This window comes from Streptomyces sp. NPDC059743 (genome assembly GCF_042732975.1).
Lineage (GTDB): Bacteria > Actinomycetota > Actinomycetes > Streptomycetales > Streptomycetaceae > Streptomyces.
Genome location: NZ_JBHWGS010000008.1, coordinates 216,309 through 232,228, shown reverse-complemented (window position 1 = coordinate 232,228; position 15,920 = coordinate 216,309). Strand labels below are relative to the sequence as shown.

Below are 15,920 nucleotides of genomic sequence, written 5' to 3'. Positions count from 1 at the left end.
GAAACCCGCGTGCCCGCGCGACTGCGAACCGGAGCCCGGCTGTTCCTCCTGTCCGCCACCGCACTCGTGATCGTGGGCGCCATCGGCCAGGCGGTGGGATGGGTGCTGCTCACCACAACGCTGGGCCCTACGGCGTACATCCTGCTCGCGCACCCGCACACGGAGGCCGCCCAGGTGCGCAGCTCCGTCCTCGGACATACCTGTGCCACCGCCAGCGGACTGCTCTGTCTGGCGGCCTTCGGCCTGTGGCCGTATCCGTCCACCGTCGGGCAGCGGACCGACAGCTGGCACCAGATCGGCGCCGAGGCCCTGGCGGTGGGACTGACGCTCTTCCTGCTCGTCCTCCTCAACGCCCACCATCCGCCGGCCGCCGCCACCGCCCTGCTCATCACCTCGGGAATCGCCCGCCCGGGACCGCCGCTGTACGGCATGCTCACCGGCCTCGCCCTGCTGATCGCCGCAGCCGCCCTGCTGTCGCATGTGCGGCCCTCGATGAAGCGGGCGCAGGGCATCATGCGCCGGGCGAAGCCGGGCGGTCGGGCGGAAGGGTGACATCCACATCGGCGCGGGCCACGAAGTCGTCGACCATCCGGTGGAAGAGCGTGGCAAGCTGCTCCAATTCCTCGGGCGACCAGTCCGCCAGGGCCATTTCCATGCCTCGGCGGCTTGCCTCGCGGATACGGTCGACCGCTCGCTGACCAGCCGCCGTGAGCCCGATGCGCTGCGCACGGCGGTCGTCCGGGTCCGGGACACGGGTCACATAGCCGGCCTTCTCCATCTGCTGCACCTGGCGGGTGACATGTGACGCCTCCACCGACATCCGGGCCGCCAGCTCCCCCAGCCGCAGCGGTTCGCTCTCGGCGATCCGCTGCAGAAGGGCCGAGGCGGCACGGTCCAGCTCCACTCCGGCCAGAGCCATGAGGCGTTCGTGCTGACGAGCCCGACTGGTCAGATATGAGATGCGATCGAGCGCTCTCGCGATCTCATTCACATGCGCTGATGAGACGGGTGCTGGTGCGGGCTTCGGCATACCGCCATTGTAACAGATAGTTGCCTGACTCAAGCAAGAAGCCTGGAGCGGAAGAGCCCTGGGGTGGAAGAGCCCCGGGCCGGAAGAGCTCAGTGCCCGCCGTCGGCCGACTGCGGTCTGTTCAGATACGCCAGCACGGCCAGCACTCTGCGATGTCCGCTGTCGCTGGGCGGCAGCCGCAGCTTCAGAAAGACATTGCCGATGTGCTTGCTGACCGAGCGTTCCGTGATGACGAGGGCCTTGCCGATGGTGGTGTTGTCGTGGCCCTCGGCCATCAGCTTCAGGACCTCGCGCTCGCGCGGCGTGAGCGAGTCCAGAGGCGAGTCACGGCGCCGGGTCAGCAGCTCGGTCACCACCTCGGGATCGAGGGCCGTACCGCCGGCCGCCACTCGCTCCAGCGCGTCCAGGAACTCGTCCACCCGGCCCACGCGGTCCTTGAGCAGATAGCCGACACCGCTCGCGCCGCCGCTCAGCAGCTCGGCGGCGTACGACTCCTCGACGTACTGCGAGAGCACCAGCACGGGCAGCCCGGGGATCTCCTTGCGTGCCGCGAGCGCCGCACGCAGGCCCTCGTCGCGGAAGCCGGGCGGCATCCGGACATCGAGCACGGCGGCGTCGGGACGGTGGGTCAGCAGCGCGGGCAGGATCTCGGGACCGCTGCCGACGACGGCCGCCACCTCATGCCCGGCCGAGCTCAGCAGCAGGACCAGGCCCTCCCTGAGCAGCGCGTTGTCCTCGGCGATCACCACACGCACGGCAGCTCCACAGCGATCATGGTCGGTCCTCCGACGGGACTGGTCATGGTCACGATGCCATCCAGCGCCGCGATCCTGCGGCGTATCCCCAGCAGCCCGGAGCCGCCCGTCTCGTCCGCACCGCCCAGGCCCTCGTCCCATACGACGGCCCGGATCCCGGTGCTGACGCGCTCCAGCTGGACCGACGCCCGCGGGGATCCGCTGTGTTTGGCGGCGTTCGTCAGCGCCTCGGCCACCACGAAGTAGACGGCCGCCTCGACCGCCGCCGGAGCCCGCGGCCCGCCCTCCGCACCGCTCTTCGTACCGCCTTCCAGACCGTCCACGAGCACGGTCACATCGAGCCCGCTGCTCGCCGCCAGCGCCCGCACCGCTCCCACGAGCCCACGGTCGGTGAGGATCGGCGGATGGATGCCCCGGACGACATGCCGCAGCTCGGTCAGCGCCTCCTCGGCCTGGTCCTGGGCATCGTCCAGGAGTCTGCGCACGGCTTCGGGATCACGGTCGTACGCCCGTTTCGCCAGCCCGATCCGCATGGACAGCGACACCAGCCGCGCCTGCGTACCGTCGTGCAGGTCACGCTCGATACGGCGCAGCTCGGCGCCGTGCGCGGCGACCGCTCCCGCCCGGGTCTCGGTCAGCTCCTCGACGCGCTCGGCGAGCCGCGCCTTCGGTGACGGCTTGAGCAGGGAACGGGACCACCGGGCGTCGAGGTCGGCGACACGGCTGATCAGCGGGAGGACGACCGCCTCGCGGCCCATCAGTCCACACCACACTCCGTCGACGACCAGGCCCACCGGCCACAGCGGCAGCACCAGACAGGCGAGGCAGCCGTAGGCGTAGTAGGCGGCCATCCAGCGCAGATCGGTGAGGGTGCCCGGGTCGCGGACCGCGGTGCGCAGCCGCTCACGCGGCGGGCCGGTCAGAGGCTGATACGCCTCCGGAATCTCCCTGCCCGTCCAGAGCGCCACCTGGCGGCGCTTGGCCCCGGCAATCTGGCGCACCAGCCGCACCGTCTCGGGCAGCACTCCGGCGCCCACCACCGTCGCCGTGGCGGCGAGCGTGATCAGCAGCACGGTGACAAAGAGGCACGAGCCGAGAGCCAGAACCGCAGCCCTGACCAGCTGGACCGTGGCCCGCGCCGCCTGCCGCACCGTTTTCCCCATGGCGACCAGGCTAGGTGAGCCGGTACGGGCTACGCGTGTCGTCCGCCTTCTCAAGGCCTTCCTTCCACGACGGGGATATGACCAACTGCCGTCAACGATCCCGTCTCCCGCTCGCCGCAACGAGGGAGTGTGCTCCCGAACCCGTGGTGTAGCCCGCTACACCACAACGGCCGCCGCGCCGGTGTCACTCGTGCTTCATGTGCCAGTGGATCCATCCGGCCTGACCGCCGTCGACAAGCAGGTCGGTGCCGGTGATGTAGAGCGACTGCGGGCCGGTGAGGAACGCCACGGCGTCGGCGATCTCGCCCGGTGTTCCCATGCGCCCGGCACCGCACGCCTCGACCATCTTGAGCATGTGCCCGTCGGAGTCCGCATCGGCCTCCGCCTTCGACATCGCGGTGGAGATGACGCCTGGGCTGACGGTGTTCACCCGGGCGCCGCGCAGGTTCCAGGCGAGCGCCGCGGCCTGCACACGTACATGGTTGGCACGCTTGGCCACGATGTACGCGGCCGTCGGGTCGTCGCCGACGGCGGTGACCGCGCCCAGTGCGAGCAGCTCCTCGGCGGGAGCCGTGGCCAGGGCCGCTTCGTCCTCCCTGCTCAGCGACGCGTAGTGACCGGCCATGCTGGACACGCAGACCAGCGAGGTGCCACGGACGGCCACCTGCTCGAACGCCTCGATCACATGGACCGTGCCGAGCAGATCGACCTCGAAGATCTTCCGCGCCGACGAGGTCGCGGCGGCGACGCCCGCGGTGTGCACCACGGCGGTCAGCCGGCCCTCGCCGACAGCCGTCTCCGCGAGCTTCTCGACCGACGCGCGGTCGGACACATCCGTCAGCACGCCTCGTACCGCATAGCCTTCGGCGCTCATCGCGTCGACGGTCCGGTCGAGTTGCCCGGGCGAGGCATCGGCGAGGATCACTCTCCGCCCGCTGCCCAGCCGCCGGGCGACCGCCGATCCCATGCCGCCGGCCCCGGTGACCACCACCACATCACGCGCGCAGTGTGTACGGTCCTGCATGAACAACCTCCTTGTTGTCGAGTGGGCTCCAGAAATCCGGAAGCCGGGCCGAGCAAGGCCGGCCGAACCAGGCCGAACTGGCCGGGCCAGGCCGAGCCGAGCCGGTGAACGGCGGGCGGTTTCAGGCGACTTCAGTCGCAGTGGCGGCCGACGTCCTCGTCGGTACGGCCTCGTGCCAGGTGGCGCGCGCCGCGACGGTCTGACGCCACAGCCGGATCGCCTTGGGCGGCATACCGACCGCGAGGGCTCCGGTCACCCGGTCGCCGGTGCGGTAGGCGGCCACGAAACGGCGTTCGGCGAGGTCTCCGTCCACAACGGCCACTTCGTCGTGGCCGCGCAGATAGCCGTACGCCTGGATCTTCATGTCGTACTGGTCGGACCAGAAGTACGGCACCGGCGCGAACGGCTTGCGCGCGCCCGGGTGGAGGAGATTGCGGGCGGCGGCCATGCCCTGCTCGGCCGCGTTGGTACGGTGCTCGATCCGCATCGACACTCCGAACAGCGGATTGTGCCAACGGGCCACATCGCCCGCTCCGTACACATCCTGGGCGGCGGCGCAGTACTCGTCGCACACCAGCCCGTCCCGCACCGTCAGCCCGCTGTCCGCCAGCCAGTCGGTGTTCGGCAGCGATCCGACGGCCACCAGGATCTCGTCGGCCTCGACAAGTTCACCGCCGTCCAGCAGCACACCGCCCTCGGTCACCGCCTCCACCGACACTCCGGTGCGCAGATCCACTCCATGCTCCACGTGCGCCTGTGACAGCACCTGTCCGACCGCGTGGCCGACCGCCTGGGCGAGCGGCACCGGGGCCGGTTCGATCAGCGTCACCCTGGCGCCCAGCTTCCGGGCGACCGCCGCCGCCTCCGCTCCCAGGAATCCGGCACCGACCACGACCAGCCGCCGTCCCGGTCCCAGCCGGTCCCGCAGCGCCAGCGCGTCGTCCAGAGTGCGCAGTACGTGCGCGCCCTCGCCGGGCAGCCGCCGAGGGCGCACGCCGGTGGCCACTATCAGCCCGTCGTACGCCATCCGCGACCCGTCCGCCAGACGCACCGTACGGTCCGCCGTGTCCAGCCCGGTCGCCGCCACTCCCAGCCGCAGATCCAGGCCGAGGCCGTCGAGTACGTCGTAGGGACGCAGCGGCAGCTGCTTCGCGCTCCACTCCCCCGACAGGATCTGCTTGGACAGCGGCGGCCGGTCGTACGGGGCGTGCGGCTCCTCTCCGACCAGGGTGAGCGTGCCGTCGTAGCCCTCGCGACGCAGGGTCTCGACCGCCGCGAGTCCGGCGGCCGAGGCGCCCACGACCACGATCCGCCTCACTTCTCCACCAGCCGGATCGCCGCCGCCGGGCACACCGCCGCCGCCTCCCGCACACCGTCATACAGCTCGGCGCCGGGATTCTCGTCCAGCAGGATCGCGACGCCGTCGTCGTCCCGCTGGTCGAAGACCTCGGGAGAGGCCATCACACACTGCCCCGACGCCACACACTTCGGCTCGTCCAGTTCCACACGCATGGTTGTCACCTCGGTCATTGCTTGGGGGGTCACCAGGCCACGGGCAGGCTGCGCACGCCGTACGTCGTCCCGGTGTGGTCGAATTCCAGCTCTTCGATCGCGGCGGCCTGCCGCAGGGTGGGGATACGGCGGTAGAGCGTGCCGTAGACGACCTGGAGCTCCAGACGGGCCAGGTTCTGTCCCAGGCACTGATGCGGCCCGTATCCGAACGCCTGGTGCTGACGTGCCGGCCGGCGCACATCCAGCCGCTCGGCCTCCGGGAACGCCTCCGGATCCCAGTTCGCCGCGTGCAGATCGAAGATGATTCCTTCTCCGGCCCGGATCACGATGCCGCCGATCTCGATGTCCGCCTTGGCGACCCGGCGTACGCCCGTCTGAACGATCGTCAGATAGCGCAGCACCTCGTCCACCGCGTTCGCGATCAGCTTCGGATCCTCGGTCTCCCGCAGCACCGCCAGCTGGTCGGGATGCTGCAACAGTGCCAGCGTGCCCAGACTGATCATCGTCGCCGTCGTCTCATGGCCCGCGATCAGCATGGCCACGCCCATATGCACGGCCTCGGTCCGGGTCATCTCCCCGGCCTTGACGCGCCCGCCCATCTCCGACAGCACGTCCTCGCCCGGATCGGCCATCTTCTCCCCGAGCAGTTTGTCCAGATAGGCGGACAGCGCACCGCTGACCTCCCGGGCTTTCTCGGACGACACCGCACTGTCCAGAACCAGACTGCTGCTGCGCTGGAAGAAGTCATGGTCCTTGTACGGCACTCCGAGCAGCTCCGCTATCACCAGCGACGGCACGGGCAGGGCGAATGCCGTGAGAAGATCCGCCGGATTCGGTCCGTCCAGCATGGTGTCGATGAGATCGTCGACGATCTTCTGGATCGCCGGCCGTACCCTCTCGATCCGCTTGACCACGAAAGGACCGTTGACCGTCCGCCGCAACCGCGTGTGCTCCGGCGCGTCCGTGTTCGTGATCAGCCGCGGTGTCACCGGCGCGATTTCCGCCCGGTGCGCATTCACATACGGGAAACCGGGGTCGAGGTCGTCGTCGCTCACTCGGGGATCGGTCAGCAGCGTCCGCTGGTCGGCGTGCCGGGTCACCAGCCACGGAGTGCTGCCGTTCCAGATCCGCACCTTCGTGATGGATTTCTCCGCACGCAACTCCTGAACGGCGGGAGCCGGGGCCAGCGGGCATTCCGCCGCCCGCGGCAGCGGATATTCGGGCAGCGGCTCGGCCGTGCCGCCCATGGGGCAGGAAAGGATTTCGGTCATGGCGTCTCCTCGGTGGTGTGGGGGCTTCGGCCGGAATGAAGGCCGGAGTTCCGGAGAAACAGTGGTCGAAGAGTTCAAGTTCGAGTTCGACTACACATAGGAAAGCGGAGCCGACTGACACGTTCCGGTCAGTTCCCTGACATCTGCCGGACGTGACGTACATCACCTCCACCCTCCGCCCGGAATTCGCATTCCCGGCCTGATGCCGAATCGGGCCCTCATGTGAAAGTCCTTTCCGATTTCGGCCACCGGGCTGAATATCGCCGTAAGTAATGACGCCCGGGCATAAACGTCCATGGTGAACACCGAGCGCGTCGCCTCTACGACTTGACCGCGGCGGTCTCCGCCGGCTCGGCCTGTCCGGAGGCCATCGGCACTGCCGTCAGGACGCCGGGGCGCTGACGCGGGAGGAAGGCGGCGAGGCAGAAGGCGAGGGCGGCGGCACCGGCGCCGATGGCCATGACCACCTTGAAGCCGTTCTCGGCGGGCAGGGCGGTGGTGCCGAAGGTGGTGGTCATCTGGGCGAGAACGACACCGGCGATCGCGCTGGCGATCGATGTGCCGATGGACCGCATCAGCGTGTTGAGGCTGTTGGCGGCGGCCGTCTCCGACGCGGGCACAGCGCCCATGATCAGCGCGGGCATGGCTCCGTAGGCGAAGCCGACACCGGCACCGATGACGCAGGAGACCAGGATGAGGTGCCAGACCTCGGACATCAGCACGATGTTGAGGCTGTAGCCGACGGCAACGATGACGGCGCCGACCATCAACGTGGTCTTCGGGCCCTTGGTCCTGGAGATGGCTGCGGACAGAGGCGCCATGGCCATCATCACCAGGCCCTGCGGGGCCAGGACCAGACCGACGGTCAGCATCGACCTGCCCAGACCGTAGCCGGTGGCCTCGGGAAGCTGAAGGAGCTGCGGAAGGACCAGGGACATGGCGAACATCGAGAAGCCGAACGCGACCGAGGCGAGGTTGGTGAAGAGCACCTGACGGCGCGCGGTGGTACGCAGGTCCACCAGCGGCTGTGCGGTGCGCAGTTCGAAGACGCCCCATACCAGCAGGACCATGACCGCGAAGGCGAACAGGCCGAGTGTGGTGCCGCTGGTCCAGCCCCAGTCGCCGCCCTTGGAGATGCCCAGCAGCAGGGACACCAGACCGGCCGCCATACCGAGGGAGCCGACCAGGTCGAAGCGTCCACCGGTGCGCACCTTGGACTCGGGCACGATCGTCATGACGAGTACGGCGGCGACGACACCGAGGACGGCCGAGGTCCAGAACAGGACGTGCCAGTCGAAATTGTCGGCGATGAAGGCGGCGGAGGGCAGCCCGAGGGCACCGCCCACCCCGAGCGAGGCGCTCATCAGCGCGGTCGATCCCGCGAGCCTCTCGATGGGCAGCTCATCGCGCATGATGCTGATGCCGAGCGGCACGACGGCCGCCGCCAGGCCTTGCAGCGCCCGCCCGACGATCATCGGTACCAGGGACTCGCTCAGTGCGCAGACGACCGAACCGGACACCAGCAGGGCAAGGCTGACCAGCAGCATGCGGCGCTTGCCGTACATGTCGCCGAGACGCCCGGCGACCGGCGTGGCCACTGCGGCGGCGAGCAGGGTGGCAGTGACCGCCCAAGCGGCGTTCGCGGCAGAGGCGTCAAGGTACTTGGGCAGTTCGGGGACGATCGGAATCACCAGCGTCTGCATCAGCGAGACGACGATTCCGGCCAGGGCCAGCACTGCTACTACGGCGTTGGCCCTCGGCGGGGCGGAGCTCCCGGCATCGGCGGATCGGGAAAGGGTGTCGGACATGCGGAGCCCCCGTCAGGGTGGTCGGTTGTACGGATGTGCTGTACGGATGTGCTTGACTCAGGCAACCATAAGTCAATTGATTGACTTAAGCAATTTTGCAAATCCATGACCAAGCCATGAGGGTCGGGAGCAGAGACCTTGCTTGAGTCAGGCAAGTATTTGCTATCGTTGCCGCATGTACAAGAGCCTCAGCGAGAAGCTCGCGCCGCCCTGCGGCGACAGGCAGCACGTACTGGTCGTCGCCGACGATCCCGGCGTCACCGAACTGCTCGGCACCACACTGGAGTTGGCGGGCTATCGGGTCGCGACGGCGGACACCGGCACCGAGGGAATGGTGCGGCTCGCACAGCACCGTTTCGACCTGGTGATCTGGGACACCACGCTGCCGGACCTGGAGCGGTTCGTCCGGGGCCGCCGCGTGGCGCCCGCGGACCGTCCGCCGCTGCTCTTCCTGACCACGTGTGACTCCCTTCACCGTCTCGCTCCCGAGCTGTCCCCCGGGACCGAGGACTATGTCGTCAAGCCCGTCCGGATCGCCGAAGTCCTTGCCAGGACCCAAGCCCTGCTGCGTGGCCCGAGTCCTGAGCGGCGCGAAGGGACCGCACGCTACGGCGAGCTGGTCCTGGACGACGCCACATGCCGGGCGCGGCGTGGACTCAGACCGCTCGGCCTCACTCCCGCCGAGTACCGGCTGCTGCGCCATCTGCTGGCCAACGCGGAGCATGTGCTCTCGAAGGAGCAGATCAGCCGGCATGTCTGGGGCGAGTTCCGTGCCAACCAGGCGATCGAGAAGCTTGTCTCCCGTCTGAGGTGCAAGGTCGATCAGGAAGAGTCCGCACTGATCCACACCCGCCGCGGTTTCGGATACTGGCTTGGCTGTCCCAGCCACTGAGACGCCCTACGACGTGACTGGACGTCCTACGGCGTGACTGCTGGGTCTCTCAGCGGAGGCTCTGCCAGGTCAGAGGAGTGGTCAGACGAAGGAGGTCCACGGCGCTCCGGTCGGGCTGTTCAAGAGCCGCTTGGCCGACGACACGCAGCACTGCCAGATAGGCCGCGGCGAGAGCCCGGGCTTGCACACCGGCATCCGGTCCGGCGCGGAAGCGCTGCTCCACGGCAGTGGCCAGATCTCGTTCGATCGCGGCGTAGGTGGTCACCAACTCGCCGAGCAGTGCGGGATGCAGGCGCAGCGTTCGGTAGCGTTGCTCATCGGCGGCACTCTCGGGCCATTCGCCGCTCAACTGCTCAGCGGCAGCGGTCAGCGCCTCCAGAGGTGATTCCCGCTCGGGACGGGCGCGGACGAGTTCGACCAGCCGCGCCACGTGTGTCCGATCGCGGTGGAGCAGCGCCTGTTCCTTGCTGGAGAAGTAGTTGGAGAAGGTGCGCCGGGAGACGAAAGCCGCATCGGCGATCGCCTCGACCGTCAGGTTCTCCACTCCGTGCTCCAGGGCCAGACGTACGGCCGCGTCATGGAGCGCCTGACGGGTCGCCGCCTTCTTCCGTTCACGCAGTCCCACGGACATCACCTGGTGAGCATATCGCCGGACTGCAAACATGCCCACTGGGCAATCTTGCGTGATGCGCAGAATTTTGTGAGGCTACGAGGGCGCTCGCTCCTGTGACGAGCATGCTCCTGTGGCTCACCACCACACGGTCTACAGAGAGGAACAGGACACGTATGTCCTCCCCCCACACCTCGCCCAGCCCCACCGGCCCTGAGGACTTCGGCTTCGATCCCGAGGCACTGCGAGCCCGCTACCGCGCCGAGCGGGACCGCAGGATCCGGCCCGAGGGCAGCGGGCAATACCAGCGCACGGCCGGGCAGTTCGGCTATTACGCCGACGATCCGCACGCCGATCCGTCGTTCTCCCGCGACCCGTTGCACGACCGGGTCGAGGCCGTCATCGTCGGCGGCGGACTCGGCGGGCTGCTCGCCGGTGCGCGTCTGCGCCAGGCGGGCGTGGACTCGGTCCGGGTGATCGAGAAGGGCGGAGACTTCGGCGGGACCTGGTACTGGAACCGGTATCCGGGCATCCACTGCGACATCGAGTCGTACATCTATATGCCGCTGCTCGAAGAGGTCGGCTACATCCCGAAGTGGAAGTACGCGCCCGGCGAAGAGATACGGCAGCACGCGCAGGCCATCGGCCGGACCTTCGATCTGTACCGCGACGCCTGCTTCCAGACTCAGGCGACCGAATTACGCTGGGACGAGCACGCGTCGGAATGGATCGTCAGCACCGACCGCGGCGACCGGATGCGGGCACGCTATGTGGTGGTGGCCAGCGGCACGCTCAGCCAGGCGAAACTCCCGGGCATTCCCGGTATCGAGACCTTCAAGGGACATACGTTCCACACCAGCCGCTGGGACTTCGCGTACACCGGCGGTGACGCCGACGGGAATCTGCACCGGCTCGCCGACAAACGCGTCGCACTGATCGGCACCGGCGCGACCGCCATCCAGTGTGTGCCTCATCTCGGCGCCGACGCCCAGCAGTTGTATGTGTTCCAGCGCACGCCCTCCTCGGTCGACACACGCGGCAACCGCCCTACGGACGACGGCTGGGCCGCTTCGCTGACTCCCGGCTGGCAGCGGCGCCGTATGGAGAACTTCCTCACGCTCGTCACCGGTGGCCAGGTGGACAAGGATCTGGTGGACGACGGCTGGACCAGCAGCGCCCGGCTGCAACAGAAACTCATCCCGAGCGACAGCTACGCGGACGTGCCGCCGGACGAGTGGGAACAGGCCTATGAAATGGCCGACTTCCAGAAGATGAACGAGATACGCGCCCGGGTCGACGCCGTCGTCACGGATCCGGCGGCGGCCGAGACGCTCAAGCCGTGGTACCGCTACATGTGCAAGCGGCCCACATTCAGCGACACCTACCTTCAGACGTTCAACCGGCCGAACGTCACTCTGGTCGACACCGCCGACAGCCACGGCGTGGAACGCATCACCGAGGACGCCGTCGTGGTCGGCGGGATCGCGTACGAGGTCGACTGCCTCATCTTCGCGACCGGCTTCGAGGTCGGCGTCTCGGGCATCCTCTCCGGGCTCCTGCCGGTGTACGGCAGAGGCAGCGTCACCCTGGCCGAGGCATGGCAGGACGGTCCGAAGACACTGCACGGGTTCTACAGCCACGGCTTCCCCAATCTCTTCCAGCTCGGTCCGCTGCAGAACGCCAGTGCCGTCAACTTCGCCCATGTCCTCGACGAGCAGGCGAGCCATGTCGCCGAGGTCGTCGCCCAGGCACGCAAGAGGCAGGCCCTTTATGTGGAGCCTTCCGGCGAGGCGGAGGCGAACTGGGTGGCCACGATCCGCGAGAAGACCGCCGATCTCTACAAGTTCCAGGCCGAGTGCACGCCGGGCTACTACAACAACGAAGGCATGCCCAGGGAGCGCGGCCAGTCCTATGGAGACGGGCCCGTCGCGTTCCATGCCCTGCTGAAGCGCTGGCGCGCGGACGGCGGCATGAAGGACGTCCTCGTAAAGGCCGAGTGGGACGGGACACGAAGGTGACGGAGCCGGAGACGATATCTCCCAGCCGATACGACGGGACCGGCCACCGGCGGGCCGCGAGCACCCGCTGGCAGGTGAAGCGGCTCAACCCGCCGAACCGGCTGTGGGGTTCGAACGGTGTCGCGTTCGGGCCCGACGGGCGTCTGTACGTGGCACAGTTCCTCGCCGGGCAGATCAGCGCCGTGGACCTGGCCGACGGTGACGTCGAGGTGGCGGTGCCGATGGACGGTCCTGTCCAGTCGCCCGACGACCTCGCCTTCGGGGCGGACGGCTCGATGTATATCGCCGATCTGGTACCGGGCAGGGTGTGGCGGCGCAGTCCTCACGGCGAGTACAGCCTTGTGTCCGATCAGGTGAAGGTGCCCAACGGCATCACCTGCGTCGGTGACCGGCTCTTCGTCAACGAGATGAAGATGAACGGCCGGCTGATGGAGTTGTTCCCGGACGGCCGCGATCCGGTGGTGCTGACCGAGGGACTGGCGCTGGGCAACGCGATGCAGCTCGGCCCGGACGGCTGTCTGTACTACCCGCACATGATCAGCAATCAGGTCTGGCGTCTGCACCCTGACGGTGGTACGCCGGAACTCGTCGCGGAGGACGTGCACGAGCCGGTCGCCGTGCGCTTCGACCGCGGTGGCGTCCTGACCGTCCTGTCGCGCGGTGCGGCCGGCGTCGTCACCCGTATCGACCTGCACGGAACCGGCTCCCGTTCGGTCGTCACCAGCGGTGTCGTGGGCCTGGACAACGCGGCGTTCGACGCGGAGAACCGTATGTTCGTCTCCAGCTTCGCGAGTGGCGGTGTCACGGAGATGCATCCCGACGGACGGATCCGGGAGATCGTTCCTCGCGGACTCGACGGTCCCTTCGGTGTGACGGTCGACTTCGCGGGCACGGTCTACGCGGCCGACCACTACCGTGTGGCAGGCCCCGAGAGCCCGGTGAAGGGCGACGGGAGCGGTGTGGGCGACCGGAGCAGTGTGGGCGATGTGACAACACACGCCCTGATGCCGTTCGTTCACGGGATCACCGCCGAGGGCGGGCTCCTGCACCTCACCTCGCAGTACGGCGAGGTCCGGACCTACGATCCCGAGCACGGGACGACGCGGGTACGGGCGAGCGGACTGAGCCGGCCCATGGGAATCACCGTGGGCCCCGACGGCCGGCTCGTCGTCGCGGAGGCGGGCGCGGGCCGGGTCCTGGCCATCGACGAGAACGACACCGTCACCGTACTGGCCGACGGACTCGAACACCCTGTGGACGTGGCCTTCGACGCCGAGCGGCGCTGCTACGTCAGTGACGACCGGACCGGCGTGGTACTCCGGATCGACAACGGGGAGACGACGGCCGTCGCGGAGGGTCTCGGCGCGCCGCAGGGACTGGCCGTCCTCGGGGACGAACTGTTCACGGTGGAGACCGGGCCGCGCAGGCTGCGGGCCATCTCCCTCACCACCGGCGAGAGCAGGATCGATGCCGAGGGCCTGGCGGTCGGAGCGCCGCCCGGCGTCACGCTGCGCGCCGAACCGGCCCTCTTCGCCCATGGCATGCCCGGCTCACCCGGCCGATTCGCCGGCCTCGCCGTCTCGCCCGACGGCTCCCTCCTGCTCTCGGCCGACGGCGAGGGCACCGTACTGCGGCTGTCGCCAACGCGGGCTCAGGGCACCATCGCCGGCGAACCGCCGACGGTCCGTGCGGTGGGCGCCTCGCTTCACCGGTCGACGGCTCAGGAATCCGGCCGAGGCCGACCGTAACCTCGCTCGTCAGCAAGCCAGGCTCGTCAGCGAGCCGGGAAGGAGCACACCGTGATCAGCACCGATCTGGCGGGACGCAGTGTCATCGTCACCGGCGCGGCGTCGGGTATCGGGCGGGCCGCCGCCCTCAGATTCGCGGAGGAAGGCGCGAAGGTCCTCGTCGCCGACCTCGATCAGGAGGGCGCCGCCACGACCGTCGAGGAGATCGAGCGGGCGAAGGGCACCGCCTTGGCCGTCACCGGTGATCTCAGCGAGCAGCAGGTGGTGGACGAGGTCGTGGGCAGGGCCGTCGAGGCCTTCGGCGGTGTACATGTCCTGGTGAACAACGCCGGCATCATGGACCGTATGTCGGCCGTCGGCGAGACCGACGACGCCGAGTGGCAGCGCACACTCCGCGTCAATCTGACGGCGCCGTTCCTGCTGACGCGCGCGGCCTTGCCGCACATGCTGGCGGCAGGGCACGGTTCCATCGTCTTCACCGCCTCCGAAGCCGGTCTCCGTGGCAGCGCGGCCGGTGCCGCGTACACCGCCTCGAAGCACGGTGTCATAGGCCTCGTCAAAAACCTCGCGGTGATGTACCGGAAGCAGGGAATCCGCGCCAACGCCATCGCGCCCGGGCCCACCGCGACGAACATCAAGGTCGACGCAGGGCCGGGAGCCCACGGCCCTGCGACAATCGGACAGTTCGTAGGCAACAACATCGGCCGGATCGGCAGCGCCGAGGAGCAGGCCGCCGCCATCCTCTTCCTCGCCTCGGACGCCGCGGCCTTCATCAACGGCGCCATCCTGCCCGTCGATGACGGCTGGGCCGCCGTCTGACCGGCCTCGCGCGCCCAGGCCCTGTCCGGTCGAACCGGCCGGACCGGCTGAACCGGCCGGACTGGCTGAACCGGCCGGACTGGCTGAACCGGCCGGACTGGCTGAACCGGCCGAAAACGCGGCCACTGGGCGCCACTCCCACCACACGCAACGAAAAGAGCCAACGCATGATCGCCGTGCATGGATCGACCGTCGACATCCCCACCCAGGATGGAACCGCCGACGCCTATCTGGCCCATCCCGACGACGGCACGCCGCACCCGGCCGTCCTGTTCTACATGGACGCCTTCGGGCTGCGCCCGCACTTGAAGAAGATGGCGGACCGTCTCGCCTCGGCCGGCTACACCGTCCTCGTACCCAATGTCTTCTACCGCCACGGACGGGCTCCCGTGGTGGAGCTGCCCGAGTTCATCAACCCGGCCGAGCGTCCGGAGATCTTCAAGAGCCTCCGCCCGGCCGCGGAGACGCTCACGCCCGAGGCGGCCGTGCGGGACGCCGGAGCCTATCTCGACTGGCTGGCCGCCTCTCCGCTGACCACCGACGGCCCGGCGGGCGTCACCGGTTACTGCATGGGCGCCGGCCTGGCCCTGCGCACCGCCGGCACGCATCCGGACCGGGTCGCCGCCGTGGCCGGCTTCCACGGCGCGTATCTGGCGACCGAAGCACCGGACAGTCCTCATCTCCTCGCCGACCGCATCACCGCCGAGCTCTACTTCGGCCATGCCGACCAGGACGCCACGCTGCCGCCCGAGCAGATCAACCGCCTCGAAGACGCCCTCACCGCCGCTGGCGTCGCCCACCACACCGAGGTCTACGCCGGCGCCCGCCACGGCTTCACCCAGGCCGACACCGCCATGTACGACGCCGAAGCGACGGAACGCCACTGGAAGGCCCTGCTGGACCTGCTGGCCCGCGCCCTCTGATCCGCCGCCCGGCCAAACGCCCGTAAGTACGGCCATCGCTCGCTACAGCCGAGGGTGGACCGGAGCCGGCTGCGCCGGCTCCGGCCCACCAGGGCCGTCTACCCGTCTACCCGTCTACGAGGGCATGGTGCGACGGAGTGTCTACCAGCCGTTGCCGATCTTCACCGGTGTCTGACTGGAGTAGCCACGCCGGCCGTCACCGGGGTAGAGCCACAGATCGTTCGTCCCGTTGTTCTTGGTGACGATGTCGGGATGTCCGTCGCTGTCCCAGTCGGCCAGCCCGAAGTAGGTGTAGCCACCCCAACCGTTACCGATCTTCACCGGTGCCTGGCCGGAATACCCACGCC

At 68.9% G+C, this 15,920-nt stretch carries 16 protein-coding genes; 6 read left to right on the top strand and 10 right to left on the bottom strand.

Translation table 11 applies throughout. The annotated features are described in order from the left end of the window. Positions 1-9 precede the first annotated feature (9 nt). Complete coding sequence (locus ACFV6H_RS17135) at positions 10-552, top strand: HPP family protein (protein WP_385542390.1); 543 nt, start codon at positions 10-12, stop codon at positions 550-552. On the opposite strand, the gene ACFV6H_RS17130 is transcribed toward ACFV6H_RS17135, so the two are convergent. The 8 genes from ACFV6H_RS17130 to ACFV6H_RS17095 form a co-directional block, all read right to left on the bottom strand. Then, positions 512-1,030: a MarR family winged helix-turn-helix transcriptional regulator gene (locus ACFV6H_RS17130; protein ID WP_384978152.1), complete on the bottom strand. Its 519-nt coding sequence runs from the start codon at positions 1,028-1,030 to the stop codon at positions 512-514. The two genes, ACFV6H_RS17135 and ACFV6H_RS17130, sit on opposite strands and share 41 nt — an antisense overlap. A gap of 89 nt (positions 1,031-1,119) precedes the next feature. Then, on the bottom strand, positions 1,120-1,785 hold the full coding sequence (locus ACFV6H_RS17125; protein WP_385542388.1) for a LuxR C-terminal-related transcriptional regulator: 666 nt from the start codon (positions 1,783-1,785) through the stop codon (positions 1,120-1,122). After that, on the bottom strand, positions 1,773-2,948 hold the full coding sequence (locus ACFV6H_RS17120) for a histidine kinase (RefSeq protein WP_385542386.1): 1,176 nt from the start codon (positions 2,946-2,948) through the stop codon (positions 1,773-1,775). Before ACFV6H_RS17120 ends, ACFV6H_RS17125 begins: the two co-directional genes overlap by 13 nt. 184 nt (positions 2,949-3,132) lie before the next feature. Beyond that, positions 3,133-3,972 carry an SDR family oxidoreductase gene (locus tag ACFV6H_RS17115; protein WP_385542384.1) on the bottom strand — a complete coding sequence of 280 codons (840 nt, stop codon included), beginning with the start codon at positions 3,970-3,972 and terminating at the stop codon, positions 3,133-3,135. A 121-nt stretch (positions 3,973-4,093) separates the two neighbouring features. Beyond that, a complete protein-coding gene (locus tag ACFV6H_RS17110; RefSeq protein WP_385542382.1) occupies positions 4,094-5,290 on the bottom strand; it encodes an NAD(P)/FAD-dependent oxidoreductase in 1,197 nt (398 codons plus the stop codon). Beyond that, entirely contained in the window at positions 5,287-5,484 is a 198-nt protein-coding gene (locus tag ACFV6H_RS17105) for a ferredoxin (RefSeq protein ID WP_384785817.1), read from the bottom strand. Before ACFV6H_RS17105 ends, ACFV6H_RS17110 begins: the two co-directional genes overlap by 4 nt. Positions 5,485-5,513: 29 nt before the next feature. Further along, positions 5,514-6,755 carry a cytochrome P450 gene (locus ACFV6H_RS17100; RefSeq protein WP_385542380.1) on the bottom strand — a complete coding sequence of 414 codons (1,242 nt, stop codon included), beginning with the start codon at positions 6,753-6,755 and terminating at the stop codon, positions 5,514-5,516. Positions 6,756-7,075: 320 nt separating this feature from the next. Beyond that, positions 7,076-8,563: an MFS transporter gene (locus tag ACFV6H_RS17095; protein ID WP_384978135.1), complete on the bottom strand. Its 1,488-nt coding sequence runs from the start codon at positions 8,561-8,563 to the stop codon at positions 7,076-7,078. A gap of 175 nt (positions 8,564-8,738) precedes the next feature. Between ACFV6H_RS17095 and ACFV6H_RS17090 the strand changes: the two genes are divergently transcribed. Further along, positions 8,739-9,455, top strand: a complete 717-nt coding sequence (locus ACFV6H_RS17090) for a response regulator transcription factor (protein WP_385542377.1) — start codon at positions 8,739-8,741, stop codon at positions 9,453-9,455. A 49-nt stretch (positions 9,456-9,504) separates the two neighbouring features. Here the strand turns inward: ACFV6H_RS17090 and ACFV6H_RS17085 are convergent, their stop codons facing one another. Beyond that, a complete protein-coding gene (locus ACFV6H_RS17085) occupies positions 9,505-10,086 on the bottom strand; it encodes a TetR/AcrR family transcriptional regulator (protein ID WP_385542575.1) in 582 nt (193 codons plus the stop codon). Positions 10,087-10,241: 155 nt separating this feature from the next. On the opposite strand from ACFV6H_RS17085, the gene ACFV6H_RS17080 reads away from it, so the two are divergent. From ACFV6H_RS17080 to ACFV6H_RS17065, 4 genes are all read left to right on the top strand, one after another. Further along, positions 10,242-12,083 carry a flavin-containing monooxygenase gene (locus tag ACFV6H_RS17080; RefSeq protein ID WP_385542375.1) on the top strand — a complete coding sequence of 614 codons (1,842 nt, stop codon included), beginning with the start codon at positions 10,242-10,244 and terminating at the stop codon, positions 12,081-12,083. Continuing rightward, entirely contained in the window at positions 12,080-13,831 is a 1,752-nt protein-coding gene (locus ACFV6H_RS17075; protein ID WP_385542373.1) for a hypothetical protein, read from the top strand. Before ACFV6H_RS17080 ends, ACFV6H_RS17075 begins: the two co-directional genes overlap by 4 nt. 51 nt (positions 13,832-13,882) lie before the next feature. After that, positions 13,883-14,650, top strand: a complete 768-nt coding sequence (locus tag ACFV6H_RS17070) for an SDR family NAD(P)-dependent oxidoreductase (protein WP_385542371.1) — start codon at positions 13,883-13,885, stop codon at positions 14,648-14,650. A 167-nt stretch (positions 14,651-14,817) separates the two neighbouring features. Continuing rightward, the gene (locus tag ACFV6H_RS17065; RefSeq protein ID WP_385542369.1) at positions 14,818-15,573 is read left to right on the top strand and encodes a dienelactone hydrolase family protein; all 756 of its coding nucleotides are present in this window, start codon (positions 14,818-14,820) and stop codon (positions 15,571-15,573) included. A gap of 141 nt (positions 15,574-15,714) precedes the next feature. On the opposite strand, the gene ACFV6H_RS17060 is transcribed toward ACFV6H_RS17065, so the two are convergent. Beyond that, positions 15,715-15,920 (bottom strand): FG-GAP repeat domain-containing protein (locus tag ACFV6H_RS17060; RefSeq protein WP_385542367.1); only part of this gene is annotated, 206 nt, incomplete at its 5' end.

Coding starts and splice junctions, on each gene's coding strand:
- ACFV6H_RS17085 (WP_385542575.1), bottom strand. CDS start 10,086: ATGTCCGTGGGACTGCGTGAACGGAAGAAGGCGGCGACCCGTCAGGCG.
- ACFV6H_RS17100 (WP_385542380.1), bottom strand. CDS start 6,755: ATGACCGAAATCCTTTCCTGCCCCATGGGCGGCACGGCCGAGCCGCTG.
- ACFV6H_RS17095 (WP_384978135.1), bottom strand. CDS start 8,563: ATGTCCGACACCCTTTCCCGATCCGCCGATGCCGGGAGCTCCGCCCCG.
- ACFV6H_RS17080 (WP_385542375.1), top strand. CDS start 10,242: ATGTCCTCCCCCCACACCTCGCCCAGCCCCACCGGCCCTGAGGACTTC.
- ACFV6H_RS17090 (WP_385542377.1), top strand. CDS start 8,739: ATGTACAAGAGCCTCAGCGAGAAGCTCGCGCCGCCCTGCGGCGACAGG.
- ACFV6H_RS17120 (WP_385542386.1), bottom strand. CDS start 2,948: ATGGGGAAAACGGTGCGGCAGGCGGCGCGGGCCACGGTCCAGCTGGTC.
- ACFV6H_RS17065 (WP_385542369.1), top strand. CDS start 14,818: ATGATCGCCGTGCATGGATCGACCGTCGACATCCCCACCCAGGATGGA.
- ACFV6H_RS17105 (WP_384785817.1), bottom strand. CDS start 5,484: ATGCGTGTGGAACTGGACGAGCCGAAGTGTGTGGCGTCGGGGCAGTGT.
- ACFV6H_RS17115 (WP_385542384.1), bottom strand. CDS start 3,972: ATGCAGGACCGTACACACTGCGCGCGTGATGTGGTGGTGGTCACCGGG.
- ACFV6H_RS17130 (WP_384978152.1), bottom strand. CDS start 1,030: ATGCCGAAGCCCGCACCAGCACCCGTCTCATCAGCGCATGTGAATGAG.